The organism is Frankia sp. KB5 (genome assembly GCF_002099325.1).
In the GTDB taxonomy this organism is placed as follows: Bacteria; Actinomycetota; Actinomycetes; order Frankiales; family Frankiaceae; genus Frankia; species Frankia casuarinae.
Genome location: NZ_MRUJ01000074.1, coordinates 25,018 through 47,989, shown reverse-complemented (window position 1 = coordinate 47,989; position 22,972 = coordinate 25,018). Strand labels below are relative to the sequence as shown.

The following is a 22,972-nucleotide window of genomic DNA, read 5'->3' as shown; positions in this document are numbered from 1 at the left end:
ACGATGGCAGCAGGGGCAGGCCAGCGTGAACGGGCGTGGGGAACCGCCACGGAGGACCGAGGAGGACGCCGGGTGCAGTCGCGACGGTCGCCCGGCCAGYGACTTAGCTCCGATACCCTGCTGGACGATGTCAACAAGGCCATCATCGAGCAGCTGCAGCAGGACGGCCGGCGGTCCTACGCGGCCATGGCGGCGGYGGTCGGGCTCTCCGAGGCGGCCGTGCGCCAACGGGTGCAGCGTCTACTCGACGCCGGCATCATGCAGATCGTCGCCGTCACCGACCCGCTCCGGGTGGGCTTCCACCGGGAGGCGATGATCGGGGTGCGGGTCACCGGGGACACCCGCGTCGTCGCCGACACGATTGCCGCGCTGCCCGAGGTCGATTACGTCGTCCTGACGGCCGGATCCTTCGATCTCATCGTGGAGATCGTCGCCGAGAACGACGAGCACCTGCTCGAACTGATCAACGAGCAGATCCGCGCCCTGCCACAGGTCCTCGCCACCGAGACGTTCGTCTACCTGCGGCTGGTCAAGCAGACCTACACGTGGGGAGCACGCTGAAACGTCCGGACGCCGACAGCGCGGGCCRCCGGGCGCGGAGGGGAAGCCGGGCCGGGTCGAACATCGATAGGGCGCAGAACCTGCCGACGGGCCGACGGGCGCGGCGACGCGGGCGGGCATGCGGTTCGGGGGTGTCACCGTTTGTACCGCCGACGGGAACAACCAAGCGGCCACAACAAGAGTCCAACATATGCAACGAACGTCAAATATCTCGGCCCGGACACACGATGGGGTGAACATGGCGCTGGTCCACCATGACCCGCAGGACGGCATTATGGTTACCCGGATCGGGCAGGCGGAGATAACGGTACGTCCCGAGCCACCGGCGAGCGCCGGGAAGGCTCCGGTCATCCTGCTCCGGTTGGATGCGCCCATGCTCGACACCCTTGCCGCGGCCTACCTGGATCCGGACGAGGCCCGCCGGCTGGCCCAAGCGCTGATGCGGGCGGCCGAGGCGGTGCGTCCGKCAAGCCCGTGGCGAACCCCGGGAACCACCCCCCGCTGATCCCGGGACGGGCCCCGCCGCGGGAGAACCCGCCGCCGACGGCCGCCATGCCGGGGCGGCTCCCGGGCCACCACTGTGCGTCCCGGGCTCGGACGACCGCCAATCCGGGCCCCGCGCCGCCGGGCGTCGGCGCGCATCCCGGCCGGGCACCCGGGTCGCCAACCGGCGGAAGGAGCGGACGGATTCCGATGAAAACGGCCCGTGATACGGCCCGTGATAATGATGCATGCCTGCCTAAATGCGAAAGTACCCTCGGAAAAACTTTCCGAGGGTACTTTCGACTGGTAGCGGGGACAGGATTTGAACCTGTGACCTCTGGGTTATGAGCCCAGCGAGCTACCGAGCTGCTCCACCCCGCGTCGGTGTGTCTTCACTATACAGGGCCGCCATCGGCGGCTGTCAAATCGATGGCGGCCCCAATTTCGGAACTTTCGGGACTAGCCGGGCGCCGGGGCGGCCCGGGCCCCCGGTGGACCGGGAGTGTCGCCGCCGGCCACGGTCGCCGAAGGAGACGGAGCCGGTGGTTTGGCTGCCGGTGACGCGGGGACCGGTGACGCGGACACYGACGCACCGGCCCRTGTCGCCGTGGCAGCGGGCGGTGTCGCCGCCGGACTCGACAGAGTACGCAGGCGACCCAGCGCATCAGCCAGCTCGCTCTGGGCCTTCCCGTAGGCGGTGAAGTCCGGCGGGCTCTTGCGCAGGGCGTCCTGCCCCGCCTGGTAGGCGCGGTCGGCGTCGCCCACGGCGTCCTGCAGCGCGGTCTGCCCCGGCGGCGGGACGCCGGCCCCGCCCTGCCCGGATCCGGGAGCCGGCGTGCCGTCCTGACCGGCGTCCGTGGTCGTGGCCCCGATGCCGGCCCCGGCCGCCGCGGCACCGGCACCGGCACCGAAGACCTTGTCCAGGGCCTCACCCAGCGAGGCACCGAAACCGATGCGGTCGCCGAAGGCCGTGGCGACCCCCTGCAGGGTCGGGTAGCCGGTGCTCCCTCTGGCCTGGACGTAGTAGGGCTCGACGTAGAGCAGGCCGCCGGCCAGGGGCAGGGTCAGCAGGTTGCCCTCGATCGTGGTCGCTCCCCCGCTGCGCCATAGCGACAGCTGTTTGGCCACGTCGCCGTTGCCCTCGATGGCGTTCTGCACCTGGACCGGACCGTTGATCGTGTTCCCCGCCGGCAGTTTGAGCAGGGTGAACCGGCCGTAGTTGGCGGGGTCACTGGACACCGCCATGTACGCCGCGAGCTTCGAGGACCGGGCGGAGATCAACGGTGAGGTGAGGTTGTAGGACGGGTCTTTGCGCCCGGGAAGCTGGCTGTAGACGTAGAACGGCGGCTGGGGTTGCCCGCTTCCATCCGGCGAGTCGGACACATCCCAGAAGTCCTCCTGGGAGTAGAAGTCCCGCGGGTTGGAGATGTGGTACTGCCCGATCAGATCGCGCTGGACCTTGAACAGGTCCTCCGGATAACGCAAGTGTGCTCGGAGGGACGGCGGGATGTCACTCTTCGGCTTCACCGTGTCCGGGAACGCCTTCATCCAGGTCCGTAGCACCGGGTCGGACTCGTCCCAGGCGTAGAGGGTGACGGTGCCGTTGTAGGCGTCCACCGTCGCCTTCACCGAGTTACGGATGTAGTTGACCTGGTTCGAGGCCTGCCGGGTGCGGTTGCCACTCTGGGTGGTCACCGAGTCGGCGGTCACGTCACCCAGGGTGCGCCGGGCGGAGTAGGGATAGCCGTCGGAGGTTGTGTAACCATCGAGAATCCAGGTCACCCGGCCATTGACGATCGCCGGGTACGGGTCTCCGTCGAGGGTGAGCCAGGGCGCTGCCTTGCTCACCCGGTCCCGCGGGTTTCGCTCGTCCAGGATCCGGGAGTTCTTCGTGATGTCACCGGAGAGCAGGATGTTCTTCTCCCCGAACCGCAGCGCGAACAGCGCCCGACGGAAGGTCGAGCCGATCGAGACCCCACCGTCGCCCTGGTAGGTCGTGGTGACCTGGGTTTCTCCCGGCCCCGGCCCATCGATCTCCATCTGCCTGGTGCCGACGATGGAATACGACGGCGACATCTCCCCGAAGTAGACCCGGTTCTCCTTGATACCGAAGGTACCGTCCTGCGGGAAACCGCTCACGCCGTGATCGAAGTCGGGGCGCCCCACGTCGACGGTGTTCGACGGCGCCGCGACAAATCCCTTGCCGTGGGTATAGGTCAGGTGCTCGTTGATCCAGTTGCGCTGCTGCGTTCCCAGCCCGGCCTGGTTCAGCTCCCGCACCGATACCACGTAGTCCTGGGTCGTCGACTTCTTGTCCGCCCCTGTGACGGTGTACCGGTCGACGTCGAGCGTCGGCGGGAAACCATAGTAGCCGCGGAACTGCTGGAGCTGCTGGAACGTCCGGGAGAGTTTGCTGGGGTCGAGTAGACGGATGTTGGGGACCGTGCCGGTGTCGGCGGCGACCTGTTGGGCGGTGACGTCGGTGCTGGCGGCATAGTCCTGCGGCTCGACGTCCTGGATGCCGTAGGCGGCCCGGGTCGCCGCGATGTTGCGCGCGATGTAGGGCTCCTCGCGGGTCGCCTCGTTCGGCCGGACCTGGAACTGCTGGACGATCGCCGGGTAGATCCCGCCGATCACCACCGAGGACAGGACAAGGATGCCCGCGCCGAGCAGCGGCAGCGTCCAGCCCCGCTGGAAGATGTTGTAGATGAACAGCACCGCGCAGGCCAGCGAGATGAACAGCAGGATCAGCTTCGCCGGCAGCACGGCGTGCACATCGGTGTAGGACGCACCGGTCCCCACCCCGCGCGAGGAGAACACCGAGCCGAACCGGTCGAGGTAGTACGCCCACGCCTTAAGCAGGGCGAGCAGCCCGAGTAGCACCGAGATGTGCGCCTTCGCCGCCGGGGTCACCCGTTCCCCCGTGGTCTGCATCCGGATTCCGCCGAACAGGTAGTGGGTCAGCAGGGTGACGAGCAACGACAGCAGCACCGCGGTCAGCAGGAAGCCGAGCAGGAACCGCTGGAAGGGATAGCTGAACGCGTAATAGCTGATATCCCGGTGAAACTGCAGATCAGGGGTCCCGAAAGACTCGCCGTTCACCCACAGCAGCCACGTCCGCCACTGGCCGGCGGCGGACAGGCCCGCGGCCAGGCCGAACAGCGTCGTGACCGCGAGCAGGATCAGCAGCATATACGGCTCGATCACCGACCGGTAGCGTTCCAGGTTCTGCTGCTCGGTCGACAACGGCCGAAGCGGCGGCCGTAGCCGGTACGCAAGTACGATGTTGGTCCMGACGATGATCGCCATTACCACGCCGAAGAGGACGAACAGCAAAATCCGGGTGTAGAGGACAGTGGTGAACACCCTGCTGAAGTCGATCGAGCGGTAGAACAGCAGATCAGTGTATAGCCGGGTGAAGATGGCGATGATCGTAATCGCGAGGACGATGACAAGCAGCACCGGCACGAGCACCTTGGTGCGGGTCAGCACCGGGCGGCGACTGGTGGTTGCCACAGGTTCCTCCGTGCGTCGGTGATTCGGTGATTCGGGGCGCGTACCGCCCTAGTACGGCAACCTACGCCAGGGGCTCTGGGGGAGATCGGAGAGGATGGGTCGGTGAACAGCCCGAACATCACGGAGTTGACCTCCGTCGTACTCGAGGTCGAGCGGCACGTCGCCGATTCCGGGTGGGATCAGCCCAGCCAGGTCTACGCGCTGGCCGACACCGCCGACCTGCTGGCGCGAGAACCCGCGCTGGCCCCCCACATCGGCGACTCCCCGCCTGGGTCGCTGACCCCGGTCGAGCAGGAACCGCTGCCGGTGGGGCGGCTCGACGAGGTGCTGGCGGGGATCGGATGGCCGCCGGAGGTGCTCGGATGCGTGCTGGTCACCGAGCTTGTCGTCCTGCCGCCCAGCGCGGAGGAGGAGGCTCCRTACTCCGATCACGAGATCGAGTACTGGGCGGCGAACCATCCCGAACGCCAGGACGTCCGCCTCGCCGTCGGGGTCACCCGCAGCGGGCTGCACGCGTCCTGCCTGCGAGTCCGCGGGGACGACGAACTCGTCATCGATCCGGATCTGGCCGACAACCTCGTCGACGGACTGCTCGCGACCTTCCAGTGAGTCGACCCGGCGGGCGGCGGCGCACGGCAGCCGCCCGCCCTCTTCCGGCGCCACCGGGCACAACGGCGCCACCGGGCACAACGGCGCCACCGGGCACAACGGCGCCACCGGGCACGCGGATGGCGCATGGCACGCGGATGGGGCGCGCTTGGGGGCGCGCTCAGCAGGAGGGCACCGCCGCGGCCGGATTCGTCCGGAGGGCGTCGACGGCCTTCAGCGCGCCCGCCAGCGATTCCACCTTCACCAGGCGCGGACCGCCGGAGTCGATCGCGCGGGCGTCACCGCAGTTCCCCGCGGGGACCAGGAAGATCGATGCCCCGGACGCCCTGGCCCCGAGGATCTTCTGCTGGATACCGCCGATCGGTCCCACCTCACCGGCGGAGGTGATCGTCCCGGTGCCAGCAATGATCTTTCCTCCGGTCAACGCGCCGGGGGTGAGAAGGTCCACGATGCCCATCGCGAACATCAGCCCGGCACTCGGCCCGCCGACATCGGAGATGCGGATACGAACCGTGAACGGGTAGGTCCGCTTCTCCGTCGTGGTGACACCGATCATGGCACGAGCGGGGTCGTCGGTGGCGGCCCGGGTCGTGACGGTGGCCGTGGCCGTCTTTCCGTCGCGCCGATAGGTGACCGTCACAGGATGACCCGGAGCCACCTTCCCGATCTGCCGGCGCAGCTCCTCCTGGTTGGCCACGGCCATCCCACCGACCTGCACGATCACATCGCCCGGCATCAGCTTGCCGGTGGCCGGGGAGCCCGTGGGGACCCCGGCGACCGCGACCGAACGGCCGGTGGGCGCGATACCGAGCTGCGCGAGCGCTGCCGCGGTCGCCTGGTCCTGTGAGTCGAGCATCGCCTGCGCGTTCTCCTGCTGGATCTGCTCCTGACTCGAACCGGGCGGCCTGATCAGCTCGCTGGGGACCACCGCCCGGTCGGAGTCGGACCAGTCCCGCAGCGCGGTGACGAGGTTGAGCCGGGGCGTCTCCTCGACCGTGGTCAGTTCGAGCTTGCCGGCGGTCGGATAGGTCCGCCGGCCGTCCACGGTGATCAAGGACGTCCCGTCAACGCTGCCGAGGGTGTCGGTGACCGGCCCGGGGGCCAAGGTGACGAACGGTACCGGCATCCACAGCCCCGCGACCACGAGAACCAAGGCCAGTACCGACGCGACCACGAGGGTCTGGGTGCGCCGGACCATGCTCGCAGTCTATGTATCAGGGCTCACGACCCTCGTCCCGGCGTCCGGGAACCGAGGTTCGCCACGACGGTCCGGGGTTGCGGTGATCGACACCGAAAGGCATTCGGTGGCCCGAAAGGCGCGGCGGAAGGCCGTGGCAGAGTCCGGAAGGCCGCGCGGAAGGCCGCGCGGAAGGCCGCGCGGCGGGCCGGGAGGTGGGCCGGGAGGTGGGGAGTAAAGAACGAGATCGAAAGCACGGCCGAGGGACTCGAAGGACCACTCGGTCCTGAACCGCCGTCCGGCGGCCGGTGAGACGCCCCGGCCGCCGGACGGAAACGGTCAGATGGACTCGGGCGGCGGCGCCGTGTGTCTCGCGGACAACGGCGCCCCGGCCGAGGCGGACCGCCCGGGATGACCGGGATGACCGGGTTCGTCAAGGGCGGTAACGGTACGAACCTCGTGCTGGGCGGGGATCGGTCGGGCCAGCGCGGCCATACTGCGCCGATAGCCCTCAATCGTGATCATGGCTTCGGAGGTGCGGTCGGGACGGCTGCGTAGGGTGACCCACGCAAGAGTTATGAGCACGGCGACGGGGGGGATCAACAGGAACCACATGGGAGCCTCGACGTCGAGACGGGCAAGAAGATGACTTATTTCTATCGTAGGGTGCCCCGATCAGCAGGCGCCTACCCATTCCGCCGCGCCATCCGCAAAAATCTGGTGTTTCCAAATGGGAACCTGCTCCTTGATGTCATCGATCAGACGACGACAGGCGGCAAAAGCCTCCGCCCGGTGGGCCGCGCCGACCGCCACGATCACGGCGGTGTCCCCGACGGCGAGGTGACCGGTACGGTGGACCACCGCGACGGCCAGCACCGGTGCGGTCGCGGCGACGTCGCCGGCGACCCGGGCGATCTCCGTGCCGGCCCGGGGATGCGCCTGATACGTCAGGTCGGTCACCCCGCGGCCCTGGTCATGGCCCCGGACAGTGCCCACAAACAGGGCAATCCCCCCCACGCCAGGGGACCGCACAGCGGCCATGCACTCGTCCACCGACAGGGCGCCGTCCCGGATCTCCGCGAGCGTCACCCGCGCGACCGGGTCCGGGGCCGGCACGGACGGCACGGACGGCACGGACGGCACGGACGACGGAGGTGGCGCGGGCGGGGCGGACGACGGAGGTGGCGCGGGCGGGGCGGGCGCGATCGGCGGGGCCCCCGCCGGAGAACACGTCGGTTCCACAGCTACGACCGTAACGGTCGGGGCCAGCGCCGTTTCGCCCGTCGGGCAGAAAACGCATTACCGTGGGTTCATGTGCCAACCGTGCGTGCGACTGCCCGCCTCCCGAGGAGGCTACGGCCGATGAGTGGCAACTTCCCGTTCGGCTTCACGCCCGCTGGCGGCGGCGACGAGCCCCGGCCCCCCTTCGGTGGCGGCGCCCCGTTCTTTGCCGAGCTCGAACGGCTGCTGTCCTGGCATGGCGGTCCGGTCAACTGGGAGCTGGCCCGCCAGGTGGCCGTCAGGTCCCTCGGCGACACCGACTCCGCGGTGTCCACGGCCCAGCGGGAGCCGGTGAGCGAGGCGATACGGATCGCCGATGTCTGGCTCGACGCGGTGACCTCGCTGCCGGCCGGAGCCACGGCGGCGCAGGCCTGGTCGCGGCAGGAGTGGATCGAGAAGACCCTGCCGGTCTGGCAGACCCTCTGCGACCCGATCGCCACGAAGGTCGCCGAGGCGATGCGCACTGGGATCTCCAGCGGGCTGAACCACCTCGGTGGTGGCGGGATCGAGCTGCCGAGTGAGCTGCGCGGCGCGCTGCCCCCGGGGCTCGACCTCAGCGGGCTGATGGCCACCGGCGGCCCGATCATGCAGATGATGGACCGGGTCGGCGGGATGCTGTTCGGCGCCCAGGTGGGGCAGGCGATCGGCACCCTGGCCGCCGAGGTCGTCTCCTCCACTGAGGTCGGGCTGCCACTCGGACCGGTCGGGACCGCCGCCCTGATCCCGGCGGGTGTCGTCGCCTTCGGTCAGGGCCTGGAGATCCCCGAGGACGAGGTCCGCATCTACCTGGCGCTGCGGGAGGCCGCGTCCAGCCGGCTGTTCGCGCACGTCCCCTGGCTACGCGCCCACGTCCTGGGCGCGGTGGAGGAGTACGCCCGCGGCATCGCGGTGGATACCGAGGCCGTCGGACGGGTGATGCGGATGGTCGACCCGACGGCGTTGATGAACCCTGAACGGCTGTCGGAGGCGCTCGGCGAGGACGTGTTCAGCGACGCCACCACCCCCGAGCAGAAGGCCGCGCTCGCCCGTCTCGAACTGATCCTCGCGCTGATCGAGGGCTGGGTCGATCATGTGACGGACGCCGCGGCCACCGGTCATCTGCCGGCCGCGGGCAAACTGCGCGAGATGGTGCGGCGCCGTCGCGCCGAAGGCGGTCCGGGCGAGCAGACCTTCGCCACGCTGGTCGGTCTCTCCCTGCGGCCACGCAAGCTGCGGGAGGCCGCCGCCCTGTGGGAGGCGGTACGGGACGCCCGGGGTCACGAGGGTCGCGACGCGCTGTGGGCGCATCCCGATCTGCTGCCCACCGCGGCAGATCTCGCCGCCCCGGAGGCATTCGTGTCCGGCGCGTCGTCGAGCGCGCTCGACGACCCGATCGGTGAAATCGAGAAACTCCGCGGCGCCCCACCCGCCGATGGCGGATCCGACGGGCCGGACAACCCAGACAGGTAACCCGGACGGACCAGTGATGATCCACAGTTTCGTCCACAGCACGTCCACAGCGATCCACGGGTGTTCATCCTTCGCCGGTCGGACGTGCCACGCTGAGGATCCGCCGGTCGCCGTGACCGGCCCGTCCTGGTCCGATTCCCCGGCCTCAACCGGCCGGCGGGAACACCCGGAGGATCCATGCGCCCGATCCTCAAGCCGGGCCTGCRCCGGCTCTGGCACAACAGCTCCACCCTGCAGCTCGGTATCGACACCGCACGCGCCGTCATCCTCGCCGACCTGGCCCCGTCGGACGCCGCCCTGCTCGACGCCCTCGACGGCAGCCGCACGCTGGAGCAGCTGCGTCTCGATGGCACTCCCGCCGGCCGGGTCCTGCTCGACCTGCTCGCCGAGGCCGGTCTGCTGGACGACGCCACGGCGCCTCCCGGTGCGGCACCGCTGCCCGCGGTCGAGCATGACCGTCTGTCGCCCGACCTGGCGGCGCTGTCCCTGGTGTCGGAGGATCCGGCCGGTGCGCGCCGGGTCCTCGCCACCCGCCGGACGATGCGGGTCCTCGTGCGCGGCGCCGGTCGCGTCGGTGCTCAGGTCGCGGCCCTGCTCGCCGCGGCCGGGATCGGCCGGGTCGTCATCGACGATCCCGAGGTGACGACCGCCGCCGACGTCTCCCCGGGCGGCCTGCGCCTCGACGACGTGGGGCGTCCCCGGTCCCTGGCCACCGGCGCGGCGGTGACCCGGGCCAGCCGGCAGGGCGCCGGRCACCGTCGGCCCGACGAGGACCGGTTCGCCGCGGATCTGATCGTGCTGGCTCCGGTCGGTCTGCCGATGATCCACCCTGGGGAGTGCCTCGACCTGGAAAGCCGAGGCACCGCCCATCTCGTGGCCGGAGTGCGGGAGACCACGGGGATCGTCGGTCCGCTCGTCGTGCCGACCGTGACCGCGTGCCTGCACTGCCAGCACCTCCACCGGTACTCCCGGAACCCGGTCTGGCCGGTGCTCGCCATGCAGATGGTCCACCGCCCGGCCACCGGGCCGGACGCCTGCGAGATCACCCTGGCGGGTCTTGTCGCCGCGCTCACCGCCATGCAGGCCCTGGCCTTTCTGGACCTCGCCGCCTCGCCTCCACCCGACCTATCCGCCCTATCTGCCCCACCCGACCTGTCCGGCGTCACGGGACCCGCCCCGGGCCAACATCCCGACAACTCGGACCATCTGCCACCGACAGCAAGCAGCCATAATGAGACCTTCATTACATTGACTTCCCCGCGCACGGTCCTACCGGTGACCGCGGTCCTACCGGTGACCGCCGACGGCACGCTGGAGTTCACCGTTCCCGGCTGGCGGATTCRCCGACGCACCTGGCCGGTCCACCCCAACTGTCCCTGCCGCACCGCCCGATCGGCGGCCGCGTCGGCGGAGGCCTCTGCGCCGGTGGCACCCGCGTGACCGTTCCACCCCGCGGGCGGTCGCCGCGTCGGCGTCCTGGAGTCATTACGCCTGGCCGGCACCCGTGACGACGCGGAACAGGGCACGATGGAGCAGTGTCCGAGATCCCACGGCGGGCCGTCGTCCGCACCGCCAAGCTGGCCACGCTTCCCATCGGAATAGCCGGCCGAGCCACCCTCGGCGTCGGCAAACGCATCGGTGGTCGCCCCGCCGAGGCCGTCGCCTCCGAGCTCCAGCAGCGCACCGCCGCGCAGATCTTCCGGGTGCTCGGGGAGCTCAAGGGTGGCGCCATGAAACTGGGCCAGGCGCTGTCCGTCTTCGAGGCGGTGCTTCCCGACGACGTCGCCGGGCCCTACCGGGCGGCGCTGACCAGGCTGCAGGAGGCGGCGCCCCCGCTGCCGGCGGCAGTGGTGCACCGCGTGCTCGCCGAGGAGCTCGGAGCGGACTGGCGCTCGCTGTTCACGAGCTTCGACGACGTTCCGGCGGCGGCGGCCAGCATCGGCCAGGTGCATCGGGCGGTCTGGGCTGACGGCCGAGCCGTCGCGGTGAAGGTGCAGTATCCGGGAGCGGGTCCCGCTCTGCTCGCCGATCTCACCCAGCTCGGCCGGGCCGCTCGGCTGTTCGGCGCGGTCACTCCCGGATTGGACATCAAGCCGCTGGTCGAGGAGCTCAAGGCCCGGATCGCCGAGGAGCTCGACTATCGGTTGGAGGCCGCCTGGCAGGGGGCCTTCGCCGAGGCGTACGCGGACGACCCGGACGTCGTCATCCCCCGGCCGCTGGCCGGTTCTGGCCGGGTGCTCGTGAGCGAGTGGATCGAGGGAACACCTCTGTCCGTCATCATCGCGGACGGTACCCCGCAGCAGCGCGACACCGCCGGCCTGCTGCTCGTGCGGTTTCTCTATTCCTGCCCGGGTCGCGCCGGTCTGCTGCACGCTGATCCGCATCYCGGCAACTTCCGCCTGCTGTCCGACGGGCGGCTCGGCGTCCTGGACTTCGGTGCCGTGAACCGCCTGCCGGACGGCCTGCCGGCGCCGATCGGCCGGCTGGCTCGACAGACCCTGGCCGGGGACGCCGACGCCGTCGAGCAGGGACTGCGCCGCGAGGGCTTCATCCCGCCGTCGGCCGAAATCCGAGCCGAGGACCTGCTGGATTATCTGGCCCCGATGCTGGAGCCGATCGCGGTGGAGGAGTTCACCTTCTCCCGAGGCTGGCTGCGCAAGGAGGCCGCCAGGCTCGGAGACTGGCGGTCGGCGGCGGCACAGCTCGGTCGCCAGCTCAATCTGCCGCCGTCGTACCTGCTCATCCACCGGGTGACACTCGGCGCGATCGGCATCCTGTGCCAGCTGGGCAGCACCGGCCGCTTCCGGGACGAGATGGAGCGCTGGCAACCCGGGTTCGCCGAACCGGGGACGGCGACCGCCCGCGCGGCCGAGGACGCCAACCGGCCCGGTCGTCCCCTGCCCGCTCTCCCCGTCCAGGACGAGGCCGGAATCGTCCGGCCGCTGGACGGCCCGGTCGTTCTGGCCGGCGGGTTGCCCGGCCCGCGCAAACCCCGCAGACCAGGACGGACCGGCAGGACGACCAAGGCCCGCAAGGCCGGGAGGTCGGCGGCCGACACCGCTCCGGCGACTGCCGACGACCGGGCCACCGCCCCCGCGGCGCTGCCCCTGCAGGCCGAGCCGGCCGAACCGAGCCGGCCCTCTACCCCGGCGAACCGCTCCGCCGCGGCTCGACCCGGGTCGGGCCGCAAGGCCGCCCCGCGCCGGGCACCGGACGAGGAGTCGTTCTCCGACCCCGCAACCGTGACCGACGCTTGACGCTTATTGACGGGCTGGCCCGGCGGGTCAACCCCCCGGCTGCTCGACGATGTCAACGATGTCGACGCCGAGGTACAGGAAGCCGTATCCCTCGTCCCGGAAACGCACCCCGGCGGCGCGCAGCGCAGCCCCCCAGTCGCCCTGGCAGGTGGGATCCGCCRCCTCCGAGCCGTGGTCGGCGGTCAGCAGGATCGCGGTCTCGGCCAGCAGATCCCGCTCGGCGAGCAGGTCGAGGAAGGCGCACAACCGGGCGTCCGCGTCCCGCAGCGCGGCGCGGGCCTGCTCGGAGTACGGGCCGCCCCCGTGATGCCCGGTGTCGGTGATGGTGGTGTTCCACCACATCAGGTCCGGGGGCACCGCGTCCGCCGCCCAGAGCTGCTGGACCTGCGCGAGGCCGAGCGCGTCCACCCGGGTGGACCAGGCATAGTCGGCGTTCTCCCCTACCCAGCGGGCGGTGGCGTGCGGGTCGCCGTCGGCCGCAGGCAGGTAGTCCCCCATATCGCCGGCCCCGCCGTGGTTACCGGCGGCCCGCACGAGCCCGAAGGTCGAGTAGTCCGCACCCCGGTCGACCGGTTCGTTCACGCAGGCGCTGGTCGCCCCGGGTCGGTCGCGCGCGAGGGCCTCGAACAGCGTCTCCACCCCGTCCCGAAGCTGATCGCACGCGGAATGCCAGGTCCGCACGTCGTTGACGATGACCTGCTCGCCGGTCGCCCGGTCGAAGTACACGTTGTGCAGGATGCCGTGCCGGCCCGGCCCGACTCCGGTGAGCGCGGAGGTGTGGTTGGTCAACGTGACGCTGGGGAACTCGGCGATCGCGCCGCCGGTCAGGGCCGTCCCGGTGGCAAGCAGACGCGCGACCCCCGGCAGCTCGCCGGTGTGCGCGAGGTGCAGGACGTCGTTGCTGTTGGCCCCATCCCAGAGCAGGCCGACGACGTGCCGGGCCCCTGGCCCCACCAGATCGGTGAGCGGCGTCCCCTCCACATCCGCCATGGTCACGCCGGCGAGGGCCGCGAGGGTGGGTCCGATGTCGATGACCCGCGCCGGACAGGATCAGCGGAGCCCGGGACTGGCCGGCATCCAACGATCCGTGCTCACCCAGGTGGCCGCCGCGGTCGGGCCAGTAGTGCCGGGGGGTGTGTACGACGATCAGATCGGGTGAACGGCTGGGATCGGCGAAGGCGGACAGCAGTCGCCGTCCGGCGAACGGGTAGGAGTTGCGCTCGTTCGGTGGTGACGGGTCGGCGAGCGCCGCCGCGAGCGGCACGCCATGCATCGGATCCTCCGACCCGAGCGGATCACGCCCGAAGCGGAGCTCCCGGGGACCGTCCGGATCGGCCACCGGCAACCGCGACGAACCGATCGCGTTCGCCACGTAGAGCCAGCCGGAATCGACCCAGGCCACGAGATCCACGATCGCGGCCAGCTCGGGACTGGTGAGGACGGCAACGGCCAGAGAAAGATCGTCGGATGCGGCCAGTCCCGGCGCTCCGGCCGGACCCGCACCTGTGGACACCGGGTAGACACGCTCGCTGCTGGGCACGCCGGAACAGTACCGGGGCCGCAGGCACCACCGGAAGAAAAGCGCGGCAACACCGGTGGGCGGAACACCGACGATCCGGTGTCCCGCCCGTGCTGGTGCGGCGATGCCACCGCCGCCCCCGTGTGATCAACGGGTGGCACGGGGGCTCAGGCAGYGACCTCTTCTTCCTTGCGCTCCTTGCGCGGACGGCCGCGGRGCCGCTTACGCGGGACGACGCTGCCGGTCACCAGCAGTTCGCCGCCCCACACTCCCCAGGGCTCGGCACGGTCCAGCGCGGCGGACAGGCACGCCGCCCGGATGGGGCAGGTCCGGCAGACGGCCTTGGCGGTCTCCACGTCCGCCGGGGACTCAGCGAAGAACATGTCAGGATCTACGTCCCAGCAGGGCAGGACGAGACGATCCCGCTCGATCCGGGAAACGACCGAGGGGTCGAACACCGGTGTCACCTCCGAGACAGGTTGGTCTTCGGGTGGGATGAAGGAAGCGAAACGACAAAGGCCGCGGTCCCCATCGGGATCCGCGGCCTCGGATTCGGCTCCAGTCGGCGCTAGTCCAGGAGCGGATCGTGGGCGGATCCCCGGAAGGTGAGGTGACGGTGTGCATAGCCGGACGCCGGCGCCACGCCCCCCGCCGGGTTCGGGAACGCGGACTCCTGGGCCGACAGATCATCGGCTTGGACCGTGAGGACGGCGGCGGACGTGCCACGGCCTGCGGACGCACCGACGACGGCACTCATCAATGCCGCGCCGTGCCGGTTCTCCCACGGACGGGTGATCTCGGCGACAGCTCTGTCCATCACGATGCTGAACACGACGAAATCACCTCCTTCTCTGTGGGCTCGGGAGTCCGTGGGATCCGGAGTCCGTGGGACCCGGACGGGTGTCACTCCACATGCCCGCTTCAGGCGTCCTCGGTAACGGTAGAAGCTCGCCGCGCGAACCACAACATATTTTCTGTGTTGCGCCGCGAACACTTCCAGTTACGAAGCGTCGGGCGGCGTGTCGGACCCCAGTGACTCCACCACCGGCGGTGACCCGACCGGCGGTGACCCGACCGACGGCGTGCGCCCCGCGACGAGGGCGAGTACCTCCTCCCCGTAACGGTCGAGTTTGGCCTGTCCGATGCCGGGCAGCCGCACGAGCTCGGCCACCGTGCSCGGCCGGCTCTCGGCGATCGCCTGCAGCGCGGCGTCGGTGAAGACGACGAAGGCCGGTGCCCCCTGTTCCTTCGCCCGCGCCGAACGCCACACCCGCAGGCGCTCGAACAGCGCGGCGTCGACGTCGCCGGGGCAGCCCTCGCAGCGCCCGACCCGCGCGTGCACACCCGTCAACGACCGGCCGCACGTCCGGCACCGCACCGCCGACCTGCTCCGGGACCGACCCGGGCCGGTCTCCTCCGCCCCGGCCACGGGCCTCGTGCCCTCGCCTCGCCCCCCGTGGCGGACGCCGGCCGCGGACTCCCGGCGCATCGGACGCAGATCGTCGAGAAACCGGGACGGCCGCCTCGACCGCCGGCCGCCCTCCGCCCGGGACAGCGCCCAGGACAGGACGAGGTGCCTACGGGCCCTGGTCACCCCGACGTAGAGCAGGCGACGTTCCTCGGCGATCTGCTCGGCGGTCCTGGCATGGACGAGGGGAAGCGTGCCCTCGGTCAGCCCGACGAGGAACACCGCATCCCATTCCAGGCCCTTGGCGGTGTGCAGGGTCGACAGGGTCACCCCCTGCACCGTCGGCTGATGCTCGTGGGTCGCGCGGTCGCCGAGCTCGGCGACGAAGGCCTCGAGGTCGGCCTCGGGCGAACGGGCGGCGAGATCGCCGGCCAGCCGGTGCAGCGCGGCGAGGTTCTCCCATTGTTCCCGCTCGGCGCCCGAGCCCACCGTCGGCTGGTCCGCCCGCCAGCCGAGCGCCGCGAGGATGTCGGCGACAGCGGCCGTGAGTCCCTCCGGGCGGTCGGTGTCGGCGGAGCGCACCGCGGCCCGCAGCAACCTCATGGCCGCGACGACCTCGGTCCGCTCGAAGAACTTCTCCCCGCCCCGGAGCAGGTAGGCGATACCGGCCCCGCCGATCGCCGCCTCATACGCCTCGGACTGGGCATTCGTGCGGTACAGCACGGCGATCTCACTCGCCGGCACGCCCTGGTCGAGCAGCCGGCGGATCCGGGACGCCACCGCGGCGGCTTCCGCCGGCTCGCTGTCGCACTCCAGCCACACCGGGGCGGGACCGTCCGGGCGAGCAGCGACGAGGCGGGCCGCCGGGGCCGCCCGCATCAGGGTGTTCGCGAGTCCGACCACCTGGGGGGTGGACCGGTAGTCTCGGATCAGACGCACCACGGCCGCGTCCGGGAACCGGCGCGGGAATCCGAGCAGGTGCTCGGGCGACGCCCCGGTGAACGAATAGATCGTCTGATGGGGGTCCCCGACGACACAGAGGCTGTCGCGCTCCCCCAGCCAGGCGTCGAGGACACGCTGTTGCAGGTCGTTGACATCCTGATACTCGTCAACGACGAAATGGCGGTATCTGGCCCTCACCTCGGCCGCGACCCAGCTGTGCTCCTCGATCATCGCCGCGGTCAGCAGCAGCAGATCCTCCATGTCGATCACACCGGCGTCGCGCTTGACCTCCTCGTACGCGGCGTAGAGCCGGGCGACCGTCTCGGGGGGAGCGGCGGTCTCCCGCCCGCTCGCCGCCGCCATCCGGGCGTAGTCCGCCGGGGTCACAAGCGTCGTCTTCGCCCACTCGACCTCCGAGGTGAGGTCGCGCAGCTCGGCCCGGTCCGGCCGCAGGTGCAGGCGGGCGGCCGCCCGCACCACGTACGGGATCTTGCTCTTCTCCACCTTGGGCAGCGCGACCCCGGCGACCGACGGCCAGAAGTACAACAGTTGCTTGAGAGCCGCGGAATGGAACGTCCTGGCCTGCACTCCATCGACACCCATGGCCCGCAACCGGCCGCGCAGCTCTCCCGCGGCCCTGGCCGTGAAGGTCACCGCCAGGATCTGGCCCGGCCCGACCCCCCCCTGCGCGACCATGTGCGCGACTCGATGGGTGATGGTGCGTGTCTTACCTGTACCGGCGCCGGCGAGGATGCAGACCGGTCCGAGCGGGGCTCCGGCCGCGGCCCGCTGTTCGGGATCGAGCGCGGCGAGCAGATCGTTGCCCGATCGCACACGGGCGGCGAGGGCAGGCGGTCCGGACATCATCCGATACGGTAGTCCCCGCCGCGCGGCGGGAACCGACGGCGCCGCGGTGGGGTTACATGAACCGTTGTGTCACCAGCGGCTTGGAGGCCCTTTCGTGCTCACGATCTACACGACTTCCTGGTGTGGCTACTGTGTTCGGCTGAAGCGCCAACTCGACCATGCCGGCATCGAGTACACGACCGTTGATATCGAGCAGGACCCGACAGCAGAGCAACGTGTCCGCGATGCGAACAACGGGAACGCGACCGTGCCGACCGTGCTCTTTCCCGATGGCACTGTGATGACGAACCCGAGCCTTCGCCAAGTCACAGAGAAGGCCACTTCTGCCGCATAACGGATACGTAGAGCAACGACATCTCGGGAGTTCTTACCTTCCCACTGCACACGCGGCCGGCTCGTGGGACGGTGTCCGTTACTGCCCGTGAAGTTTGTGGGAGAGTTCGGCCTGTGTCGTCAGCACCTTCAGAACAGGCGTGGAGCACCGTCGATGCCGCGCTGCGGGCCGCCAGTGCCCTTCACCGGATGGAGACGGCCTGTTTCGTCGTGGTATCGACGACGACCGCGAGCTATCTCCGGGTAACAGGTCCCTCCCCTGGTCTCGACGAGGGAACGCACTATCCCCGGGGGGACAGCCTGGTCGCCCGCGTGCTCGACGGCACGCCCGCCACGGCGTCCGGTCTCGACCCGACGCACGCCGGATCCGACACGGCCGAATACCGCCAGCTCGGGATACGCAGCCATGTCACGATGCCGGTGGTCCGCACGGACGGTCGGCTGGTGGGCCTCCTCGTCGGCCTGGACCGTAGCAAGGTGATCGTATCGGCCGACATCCTGGCCCTGCTGCGCGGGGTGGCCGATGCACTCGCGGCCACCGGGGACGTTCCCGCGCCGAGCCCGCCGACGGTCTCCGCGAACGGTCCCCGGCCGCCCGGCGGCCCGCCCCCGCCGGGCCCACCGGCGACCCCGCGCCCACCGGGGCGGATACCCACCCCGCAGACCATCGCGCGGGCGGTCCGGCCCGGACCGCCGGGCCGGGCCGGGCCGGACCGGACCGGACCGCCGTCCGCGGCGGGCGGAACCGGGGCGGGAACCGGCCCCCGCCGGACCCCCTCGGACATGCGCCTTCGACGTACTCCCGCCGGGTGGGTCGTGGAGGGTCCCGGAGCCGAGATCCGGCCGGTCGGCGACCTCCTCTCGGCAATGGTGCTCGCCGATCTGCTGGCCGAGGATCTCGCCCCGCCCGGCCGGCCCCGCCGCCCCGATCGTGACCTGAGCGAGGTCGAGCAGCTCCGGCTGTCCGTCGTCCAGCTGGAACACGCGCTGGCCTCCCGCGTGATCGTGGAACAGGCCATCGGGGTCCTCGCCGAACGTAACCACATCCGCCCGCGGGAGGCCTTCGAGCGGCTGCGGCGCACCGCTCGCGGAATGGGACGCAGGGTGCACGATCTGGCTCGGCAGGTGGTCGATTCGGTTGGCGACCCACGCGCCGTGCTRCCGGGCGAGCTCGGTGGGCGGGGCGGCAATCCACCGGGCGGTGGACCACCGGCACCGGGCCCCGGCGGCGGCGCGCCCCGCCCCGCGCCCCCGCGTCCCACCTCCACCAGGCGCTGAGCACGCCCCGCCGGGAGCGGGACCCCCGGGAGCGGGACGGGCCCGGTGCTCAGGTCGCGACGATGCCCAGTGCCCCCACGGTCGCGGAAATCCTGGCCGCGTCCCCGACGAGCACCGTGATCAGCTTTGCCGGGGCAAGCAGGTCCGCGGACACCGCCTGGATGTCGCCCACGCCGACCTCGGCGAGGGCGCGCGGGTGATCACGCAGGTACTCGACCCCGATCCCGGCCCCGGCCAGCGCCGACAGCGTCGAGGCGAGACCGGCGGCGGTCGCGCTGCCCAGTGCCAACGTGCCAACGGCGTATTGGCGGGCGGCGTCGAGCTCCTCCTCGCTGGGCGGTAGAACCGCCATCCGCCCGAGCTCGTAGAAGATCTCCAGCAACGCGGGCCCGGTCACCTCGGTGGCGACGTCCGCGGCGACGGTGAACCGTRACCCTGCCTGGTAGTGATCGATCGAGCTGCGCGGGGAGTAGGTGTAGCCCTTGTCCTCGCGGATGTTGTTGACCAGCCGGGAACTGAAGTAACCACCGAATATGGTGCTCGCCAGCCGCTGCGCCGGGTATCCGGCCGCGGAACGGCCCAGGGCCGGTCCGCCCAGCCTGATGTTGGTCTGCACGGCACCCGGACGGTCGACGATGACGATCGGGCCGGTGGTGAGGGCTGGGACCGGCGGGACGGTCCGCGCGGGCCCGCCCGTCCAACCGCCGAGCGCGGCGGAGACCGCCGCGAGAGCACGCGGCGCCGGYACGTCCCCGACCAGGGTGAGGATCGCGCCGGCCGGGGAGATCAGTTCGGCGTGCAGGGCCCGTACGTCCTCGGGGCCGACCTGCCCGACGGTCTCCGGCTCGGCGATGCCGGTGGCGTAGGGGTGGTCACCGAAGAGCCGGCCGAGCAGCGCCTCCCGGGCGATGACCGCGGGCTGGCTACAGGCGATCGCCGTGTCCTCGACGATCCGGTCGCGTTCGCCGGTGACCTCGTCGTCCGGGTAGGTGGCGCTGAGGAGCACCTCGGCCATGATTCCCAACAAGGGTTCGAGGTTCACCGCAAGGGCGGAACCGACGATGGCCAGCCGGTCGGCGTCAACCCCCGTCGACAACGATCCGCCCAGGCGCTGGACCTCGGTGGCCAGGCCCACCCGGTCGAAGCGGTGTGATCCGGTGAACAGCGTCTCCGCGAGCACCTCGGCCCGGGCCTGGTGCACGGCGCCGACGCCGGCGAAGGGGATCCGCAGCCGCACCTCGACCAGGGGCACACTGGCCCGCTCCACCACCAGCACCCGCAGACCGTTGTCGAGAGTGTGGTCGGTGACGGCCGGCAACTCCGCCGGGACGGTCGGGCGCACGGCCGGGATGACCGCTGCCCGGGTGGTCGTCGAGCTCAGCGCGCTGCCGCTCATGAGGCGGCGCCGGCACGCAGCTCCAGGACCGAGCGGCCCTGGTCGAGAAGCGCCCGGGCGGCCGCGGCGACGGCCTGCCCGGTCACCGCGGACAGTTCCGCGGGCAGTTCGTTCACCAACTCGGGACGTCCCCGTTGCAGCTCATGCACGGCCATGGCGAGTGCCCGTCCCAGCGCGTCGTCGGACTCACGCAGCAGCGAGGAGGCCACCCGCGCCTGCACCCGCTCCAGCTCGCCGTCCGCCAGGCCCTCGCCCGCCAGCCGCGCCAGTTCCTCGTCGACGGCGRCGAGGACGGCGTCCGCGCTCGCGTCCTCGGACTGGCGGGCCTCCAGGGTCAGCAGCAGCGGGTCACGCTGCTCGAACGGATCCCCGAAGGTGCCAAGGTAGGTGCTCACACCGATGACCGAGCGATCCTTCTGCACCAGGCGGCGTTCGAGCCGGCTGGCGTCGCCGTCGCTGAGGATCTCGGTGAGCAGGTAGTAGGACAGGTAGGTGGACAGGTCTCCGATCGGGTCGGGCACCCGGTAGCCGACCGCCAGGGCGGCGCGCGGCGCGAGCGGGTCGGTCAGCACCGCCCGGCGCTCGGTACTCGGCACCGGCTCGGCGAAACTCACCCGCGTCGGCACCGAGCGGGCGGGGATGTCACCGAAGTACCGGTGGACGAAGGTGAGCGTCTCCTCCGGGTCGATGTCRCCGACGATGGTCAGCACGGCGTTGCCCGGTGCGTAGTACTTGTCGAAGAAGTCCTCGGCGTCGTCCAGGCTCGCGGCCTCGAGCTCGGAGAAATCCCCGTAGCCGTTGTGGGCGTTCGGAAAGGTGTCGAACGCGACCGGCGGCAGCTTGATCCAGGGAAATCCCCCGTAGGGGCGGTTCAGGACGTTGACCCGGATCTCCTCCTGCACCACGGCGATCTGGTTGTCCAGGTTCTGGCGGGTGATCTTCGGCGCCCGCATCCGGTCCGCCTCCAGGAACAGGGCCAGTTCGAGCGCCCCGGCCGGGAGCAGCTCGAAATAGTCCGTGTAGTCCGGGTGCGTCGATCCGTTGAAGATTCCGCCGGCGGCCTGGACGTGCTTCGGATGCTCGGCCTTACCGACGTTCTCGCTGCCCTGGAACATCAGGTGCTCGAACAGGTGAGCGAATCCGGTACGGCCCTCGGGCTCGGATCGAAACCCGACGTCGTAGTGCACCGAGACGGCCACCACCGGCGCGGTGTGGTCGGGGGCGAGCAGCACGCGCAGGCCGTTACCGAGCCGGGTCCGCTCGATCGGATAGGAGGATGCCGGCAGGGCCGACTTCACCGCGGTGGACGCGGCCGGGCCGGGTTCTCTAGGCAGGGACACAGTTGCCAACGCTACTGCCCGGCGGGCCGCGCCGGTGGCGAAGAGGACGCCCATCCCAAGTCATGGCCACGGGAGGCCGTGCCCCGACCCGCCCGGGACCGATTCCGCCGGYCGTCGGCGACGACGACCACGGGCGGCCCCGCCCAGACGACGAGGTGCGGGAGATTGCGACGGTCGGGCGGCAAACTGTCCTCATGGGACAGTTTCCAGCCGGGCTGAGCGAGATCCTCGCTGCCGAGTTCGACGCTCTGGGTGAAGAGATTATCGCCGCGATCGCCCGGGAGGTTCCCGCCTACGCGCGCCCGCTGGAGGGCAAGTTCGGCCATGGGGTGCGCCGCGGAGTCGACGAGGCGTTGTTCCGCTTCCTCAGCCTGGTCGAGGCCGGTCCCCACTGCACTGTCGACCTCGCCGCCAGCCGGGAGGTTTATGTCCGTCTCGGCCGCGGCGAGGTGTACGCGGGACGGTCGTTGGACAACCTGCTGAGCGCCTACCGGGTGGGCGCCCGCGTCTCCTGGCGGCGCCTCGGGGAGGCGGCGGCCCGCCGCGGCGGGCTGGACGGCCCGGCGCTGGTGTCCCTCGCCGAGATGATGTTCGCCTACATCGACGGCATCTCCGCGGCCTCCGCCGAGGGCTACGCCTCCGAGCAGTACACCGCGGCCGGTGAACTGGAGCGGCTGTGGGACCGGCTGGGCGAGATGCTGCTGTCCGGCGCGGCCGGCGGGGCGATCGCGCAGGTCGCCCGTTCCGGCAACGTGCGGCTGCCCGGCCGGCTGGCCGCCGTGCTCGTCCCCGCCCCGACCGGCTCCGCGGCCACCCACCCGGCTGACGGCGAAGCCGACCACGAGGGCAACCACGAGGCCGACCACGAGGCCGACCCCTGGGCAGGCTCGCTCCCCTCCCGGTTGCCCTCGGGCTGCCCCCGCGCCGTGCAGGGGGGAGACATCTGGGTGTTCGTCGGCTCAACCGAGCGGGCGGCCACCCGGGCGGCACTGGCGAAACAGCTCGCCGGGCTCGCCGCGGTGGTGGGACCGGCCGTGCCGTGGGGTCAGGCGGCGGCGAGCGCGGCGCGGGCGAGGTTCGCCTGCGATGCCCGCGGCGCCGGGCGGCTTCGCGGTATCGCCGCGGCCGACCCCCTGTTCACCGACGAACATCTCAGCGCCCTGCTGCTGGCCAGCGACCCCGGGCTCATCACCGACCTCGCGTCCCGCCGGCTCGCCCCCCTTGACGGGCTGCCCGACCGGACCAGGGAACGGCTGGCCGAGACCCTCCTGCACTGGCTGACCCTGCGGGGGCAGCGCGGGCTGATCGCCGAGCGGTTGCACATCCATCCGCAGACCGTCCGCTACCGGGTCAACCAGCTTCGCGAGCTGTTCGGACCATGTCTGGAGGACCCTGACACCCGCTTCGATCTCGAACTGGTGCTGCGCGCCGGGGGCGCCGAGGACGTGGCCACCGACCCGGTGAGCGCCGCGGTCCGCGAGGACACGGACGAGGGCCGGGGCCCGGGCTCCCGCCGTCCCGCGGCGGTGCGGGGTCGGCCACTCGGGCCGTGACGG

At 71.2% G+C, this 22,972-nt stretch carries 20 protein-coding genes and 1 tRNA gene; 10 read left to right on the top strand and 11 right to left on the bottom strand.

Annotated features, from left to right (window positions below; genetic code table 11):
- Window positions 1–72: 72 nt before the first annotated feature.
- On the top strand, window positions 73–561 hold the full coding sequence (locus tag KBI5_RS08505) for an Lrp/AsnC family transcriptional regulator (RefSeq protein ID WP_085014911.1): 489 nt from the start codon (window positions 73–75) through the stop codon (window positions 559–561).
- Between the two features lie 238 nt (window positions 562–799).
- Window positions 800–1,066: a hypothetical protein gene (locus KBI5_RS08500; protein WP_085014920.1), complete on the top strand. Its 267-nt coding sequence runs from the start codon at window positions 800–802 to the stop codon at window positions 1,064–1,066.
- A gap of 282 nt (window positions 1,067–1,348) precedes the next feature.
- On the opposite strand, the gene KBI5_RS08495 is transcribed toward KBI5_RS08500, so the two are convergent.
- Window positions 1,349–1,425, bottom strand: a tRNA-Met gene (locus KBI5_RS08495).
- A 78-nt stretch (window positions 1,426–1,503) separates the two neighbouring features.
- On the bottom strand, window positions 1,504–4,560 hold the full coding sequence (locus KBI5_RS08490; RefSeq protein WP_085014910.1) for a UPF0182 family protein: 3,057 nt from the start codon (window positions 4,558–4,560) through the stop codon (window positions 1,504–1,506).
- Between the two features lie 102 nt (window positions 4,561–4,662).
- Here KBI5_RS08490 and KBI5_RS08485 point away from each other — a divergent pair, with 102 nt between their 5' ends.
- The gene (locus KBI5_RS08485) at window positions 4,663–5,169 is read left to right on the top strand and encodes a PPA1309 family protein (protein ID WP_011438157.1); all 507 of its coding nucleotides are present in this window, start codon (window positions 4,663–4,665) and stop codon (window positions 5,167–5,169) included.
- A 160-nt stretch (window positions 5,170–5,329) separates the two neighbouring features.
- Here KBI5_RS08485 and KBI5_RS08480 read toward each other — a convergent pair whose 3' ends face one another.
- From KBI5_RS08480 to KBI5_RS08470, 3 genes are all read right to left on the bottom strand, one after another.
- Entirely contained in the window at window positions 5,330–6,367 is a 1,038-nt protein-coding gene (locus KBI5_RS08480) for a PDZ domain-containing protein (RefSeq protein ID WP_023841368.1), read from the bottom strand.
- A 318-nt stretch (window positions 6,368–6,685) separates the two neighbouring features.
- Entirely contained in the window at window positions 6,686–6,961 is a 276-nt protein-coding gene (locus KBI5_RS08475; RefSeq protein ID WP_011438159.1) for a hypothetical protein, read from the bottom strand.
- 60 nt (window positions 6,962–7,021) lie between these two features.
- Window positions 7,022–7,462: a molybdenum cofactor biosynthesis protein MoaE gene (locus tag KBI5_RS08470; RefSeq protein ID WP_198537594.1), complete on the bottom strand. Its 441-nt coding sequence runs from the start codon at window positions 7,460–7,462 to the stop codon at window positions 7,022–7,024.
- A gap of 246 nt (window positions 7,463–7,708) precedes the next feature.
- Between KBI5_RS08470 and KBI5_RS08465 the strand changes: the two genes are divergently transcribed.
- The 3 genes from KBI5_RS08465 to KBI5_RS08455 all read left to right on the top strand — a co-directional run bounded on the left by KBI5_RS08465 (window position 7,709) and on the right by KBI5_RS08455 (window position 12,333).
- Entirely contained in the window at window positions 7,709–9,076 is a 1,368-nt protein-coding gene (locus KBI5_RS08465; RefSeq protein WP_023841366.1) for a zinc-dependent metalloprotease, read from the top strand.
- Window positions 9,077–9,253: 177 nt separating this feature from the next.
- Complete coding sequence (locus tag KBI5_RS08460; RefSeq protein ID WP_085014908.1) at window positions 9,254–10,516, top strand: ThiF family adenylyltransferase; 1,263 nt, start codon at window positions 9,254–9,256, stop codon at window positions 10,514–10,516.
- A 95-nt stretch (window positions 10,517–10,611) separates the two neighbouring features.
- A complete protein-coding gene (locus KBI5_RS08455) occupies window positions 10,612–12,333 on the top strand; it encodes an AarF/ABC1/UbiB kinase family protein (RefSeq protein WP_085014907.1) in 1,722 nt (573 codons plus the stop codon).
- A 27-nt stretch (window positions 12,334–12,360) separates the two neighbouring features.
- Here KBI5_RS08455 and KBI5_RS28685 read toward each other — a convergent pair whose 3' ends face one another.
- Window positions 12,361–13,314 carry an alkaline phosphatase family protein gene (locus tag KBI5_RS28685; protein ID WP_347272484.1) on the bottom strand — a complete coding sequence of 318 codons (954 nt, stop codon included), beginning with the start codon at window positions 13,312–13,314 and terminating at the stop codon, window positions 12,361–12,363.
- A gap of 43 nt (window positions 13,315–13,357) precedes the next feature.
- Here KBI5_RS28685 and KBI5_RS28680 point away from each other — a divergent pair, with 43 nt between their 5' ends.
- The gene (locus KBI5_RS28680) at window positions 13,358–13,492 is read left to right on the top strand and encodes a hypothetical protein (RefSeq protein ID WP_023841362.1); all 135 of its coding nucleotides are present in this window, start codon (window positions 13,358–13,360) and stop codon (window positions 13,490–13,492) included.
- A gap of 527 nt (window positions 13,493–14,019) precedes the next feature.
- Here the strand turns inward: KBI5_RS28680 and KBI5_RS08445 are convergent.
- The 3 genes from KBI5_RS08445 to KBI5_RS08435 form a co-directional block, all read right to left on the bottom strand.
- Window positions 14,020–14,310 (bottom strand): WhiB family transcriptional regulator, encoded by a 291-nt coding sequence (locus KBI5_RS08445; RefSeq protein ID WP_198537592.1) that lies wholly within the window; start codon window positions 14,308–14,310, stop codon window positions 14,020–14,022.
- Window positions 14,311–14,420: 110 nt separating this feature from the next.
- Window positions 14,421–14,684 carry a hypothetical protein gene (locus KBI5_RS08440; protein ID WP_085014905.1) on the bottom strand — a complete coding sequence of 88 codons (264 nt, stop codon included), beginning with the start codon at window positions 14,682–14,684 and terminating at the stop codon, window positions 14,421–14,423.
- A 168-nt stretch (window positions 14,685–14,852) separates the two neighbouring features.
- Entirely contained in the window at window positions 14,853–17,066 is a 2,214-nt protein-coding gene (locus KBI5_RS08435) for an ATP-dependent DNA helicase UvrD2 (protein WP_241882750.1), read from the bottom strand.
- A gap of 97 nt (window positions 17,067–17,163) precedes the next feature.
- On the opposite strand from KBI5_RS08435, the gene KBI5_RS08430 reads away from it, so the two are divergent.
- Window positions 17,164–17,403: a mycoredoxin gene (locus KBI5_RS08430; RefSeq protein WP_011438167.1), complete on the top strand. Its 240-nt coding sequence runs from the start codon at window positions 17,164–17,166 to the stop codon at window positions 17,401–17,403.
- Window positions 17,404–17,516: 113 nt separating this feature from the next.
- Entirely contained in the window at window positions 17,517–18,680 is a 1,164-nt protein-coding gene (locus KBI5_RS08425; protein WP_085014903.1) for a GAF and ANTAR domain-containing protein, read from the top strand.
- A gap of 49 nt (window positions 18,681–18,729) precedes the next feature.
- Here the strand turns inward: KBI5_RS08425 and KBI5_RS08420 are convergent, their stop codons facing one another.
- Together KBI5_RS08420 and KBI5_RS08415 are read right to left on the bottom strand one after the other, a co-directional pair.
- Window positions 18,730–20,076, bottom strand: coding sequence for a pitrilysin family protein (locus tag KBI5_RS08420; RefSeq protein WP_085014902.1), 1,347 nt, complete (start codon window positions 20,074–20,076; stop codon window positions 18,730–18,732).
- Entirely contained in the window at window positions 20,073–21,374 is a 1,302-nt protein-coding gene (locus KBI5_RS08415) for a pitrilysin family protein (RefSeq protein ID WP_085014901.1), read from the bottom strand. The genes KBI5_RS08420 and KBI5_RS08415 overlap by 4 nt, the downstream gene beginning before the upstream one ends.
- Window positions 21,375–21,580: 206 nt before the next feature.
- On the opposite strand from KBI5_RS08415, the gene KBI5_RS08410 reads away from it, so the two are divergent.
- The gene (locus tag KBI5_RS08410; protein WP_241882754.1) at window positions 21,581–22,969 is read left to right on the top strand and encodes a helix-turn-helix domain-containing protein; all 1,389 of its coding nucleotides are present in this window, start codon (window positions 21,581–21,583) and stop codon (window positions 22,967–22,969) included.
- Window positions 22,970–22,972: the final 3 nt, after the last annotated feature.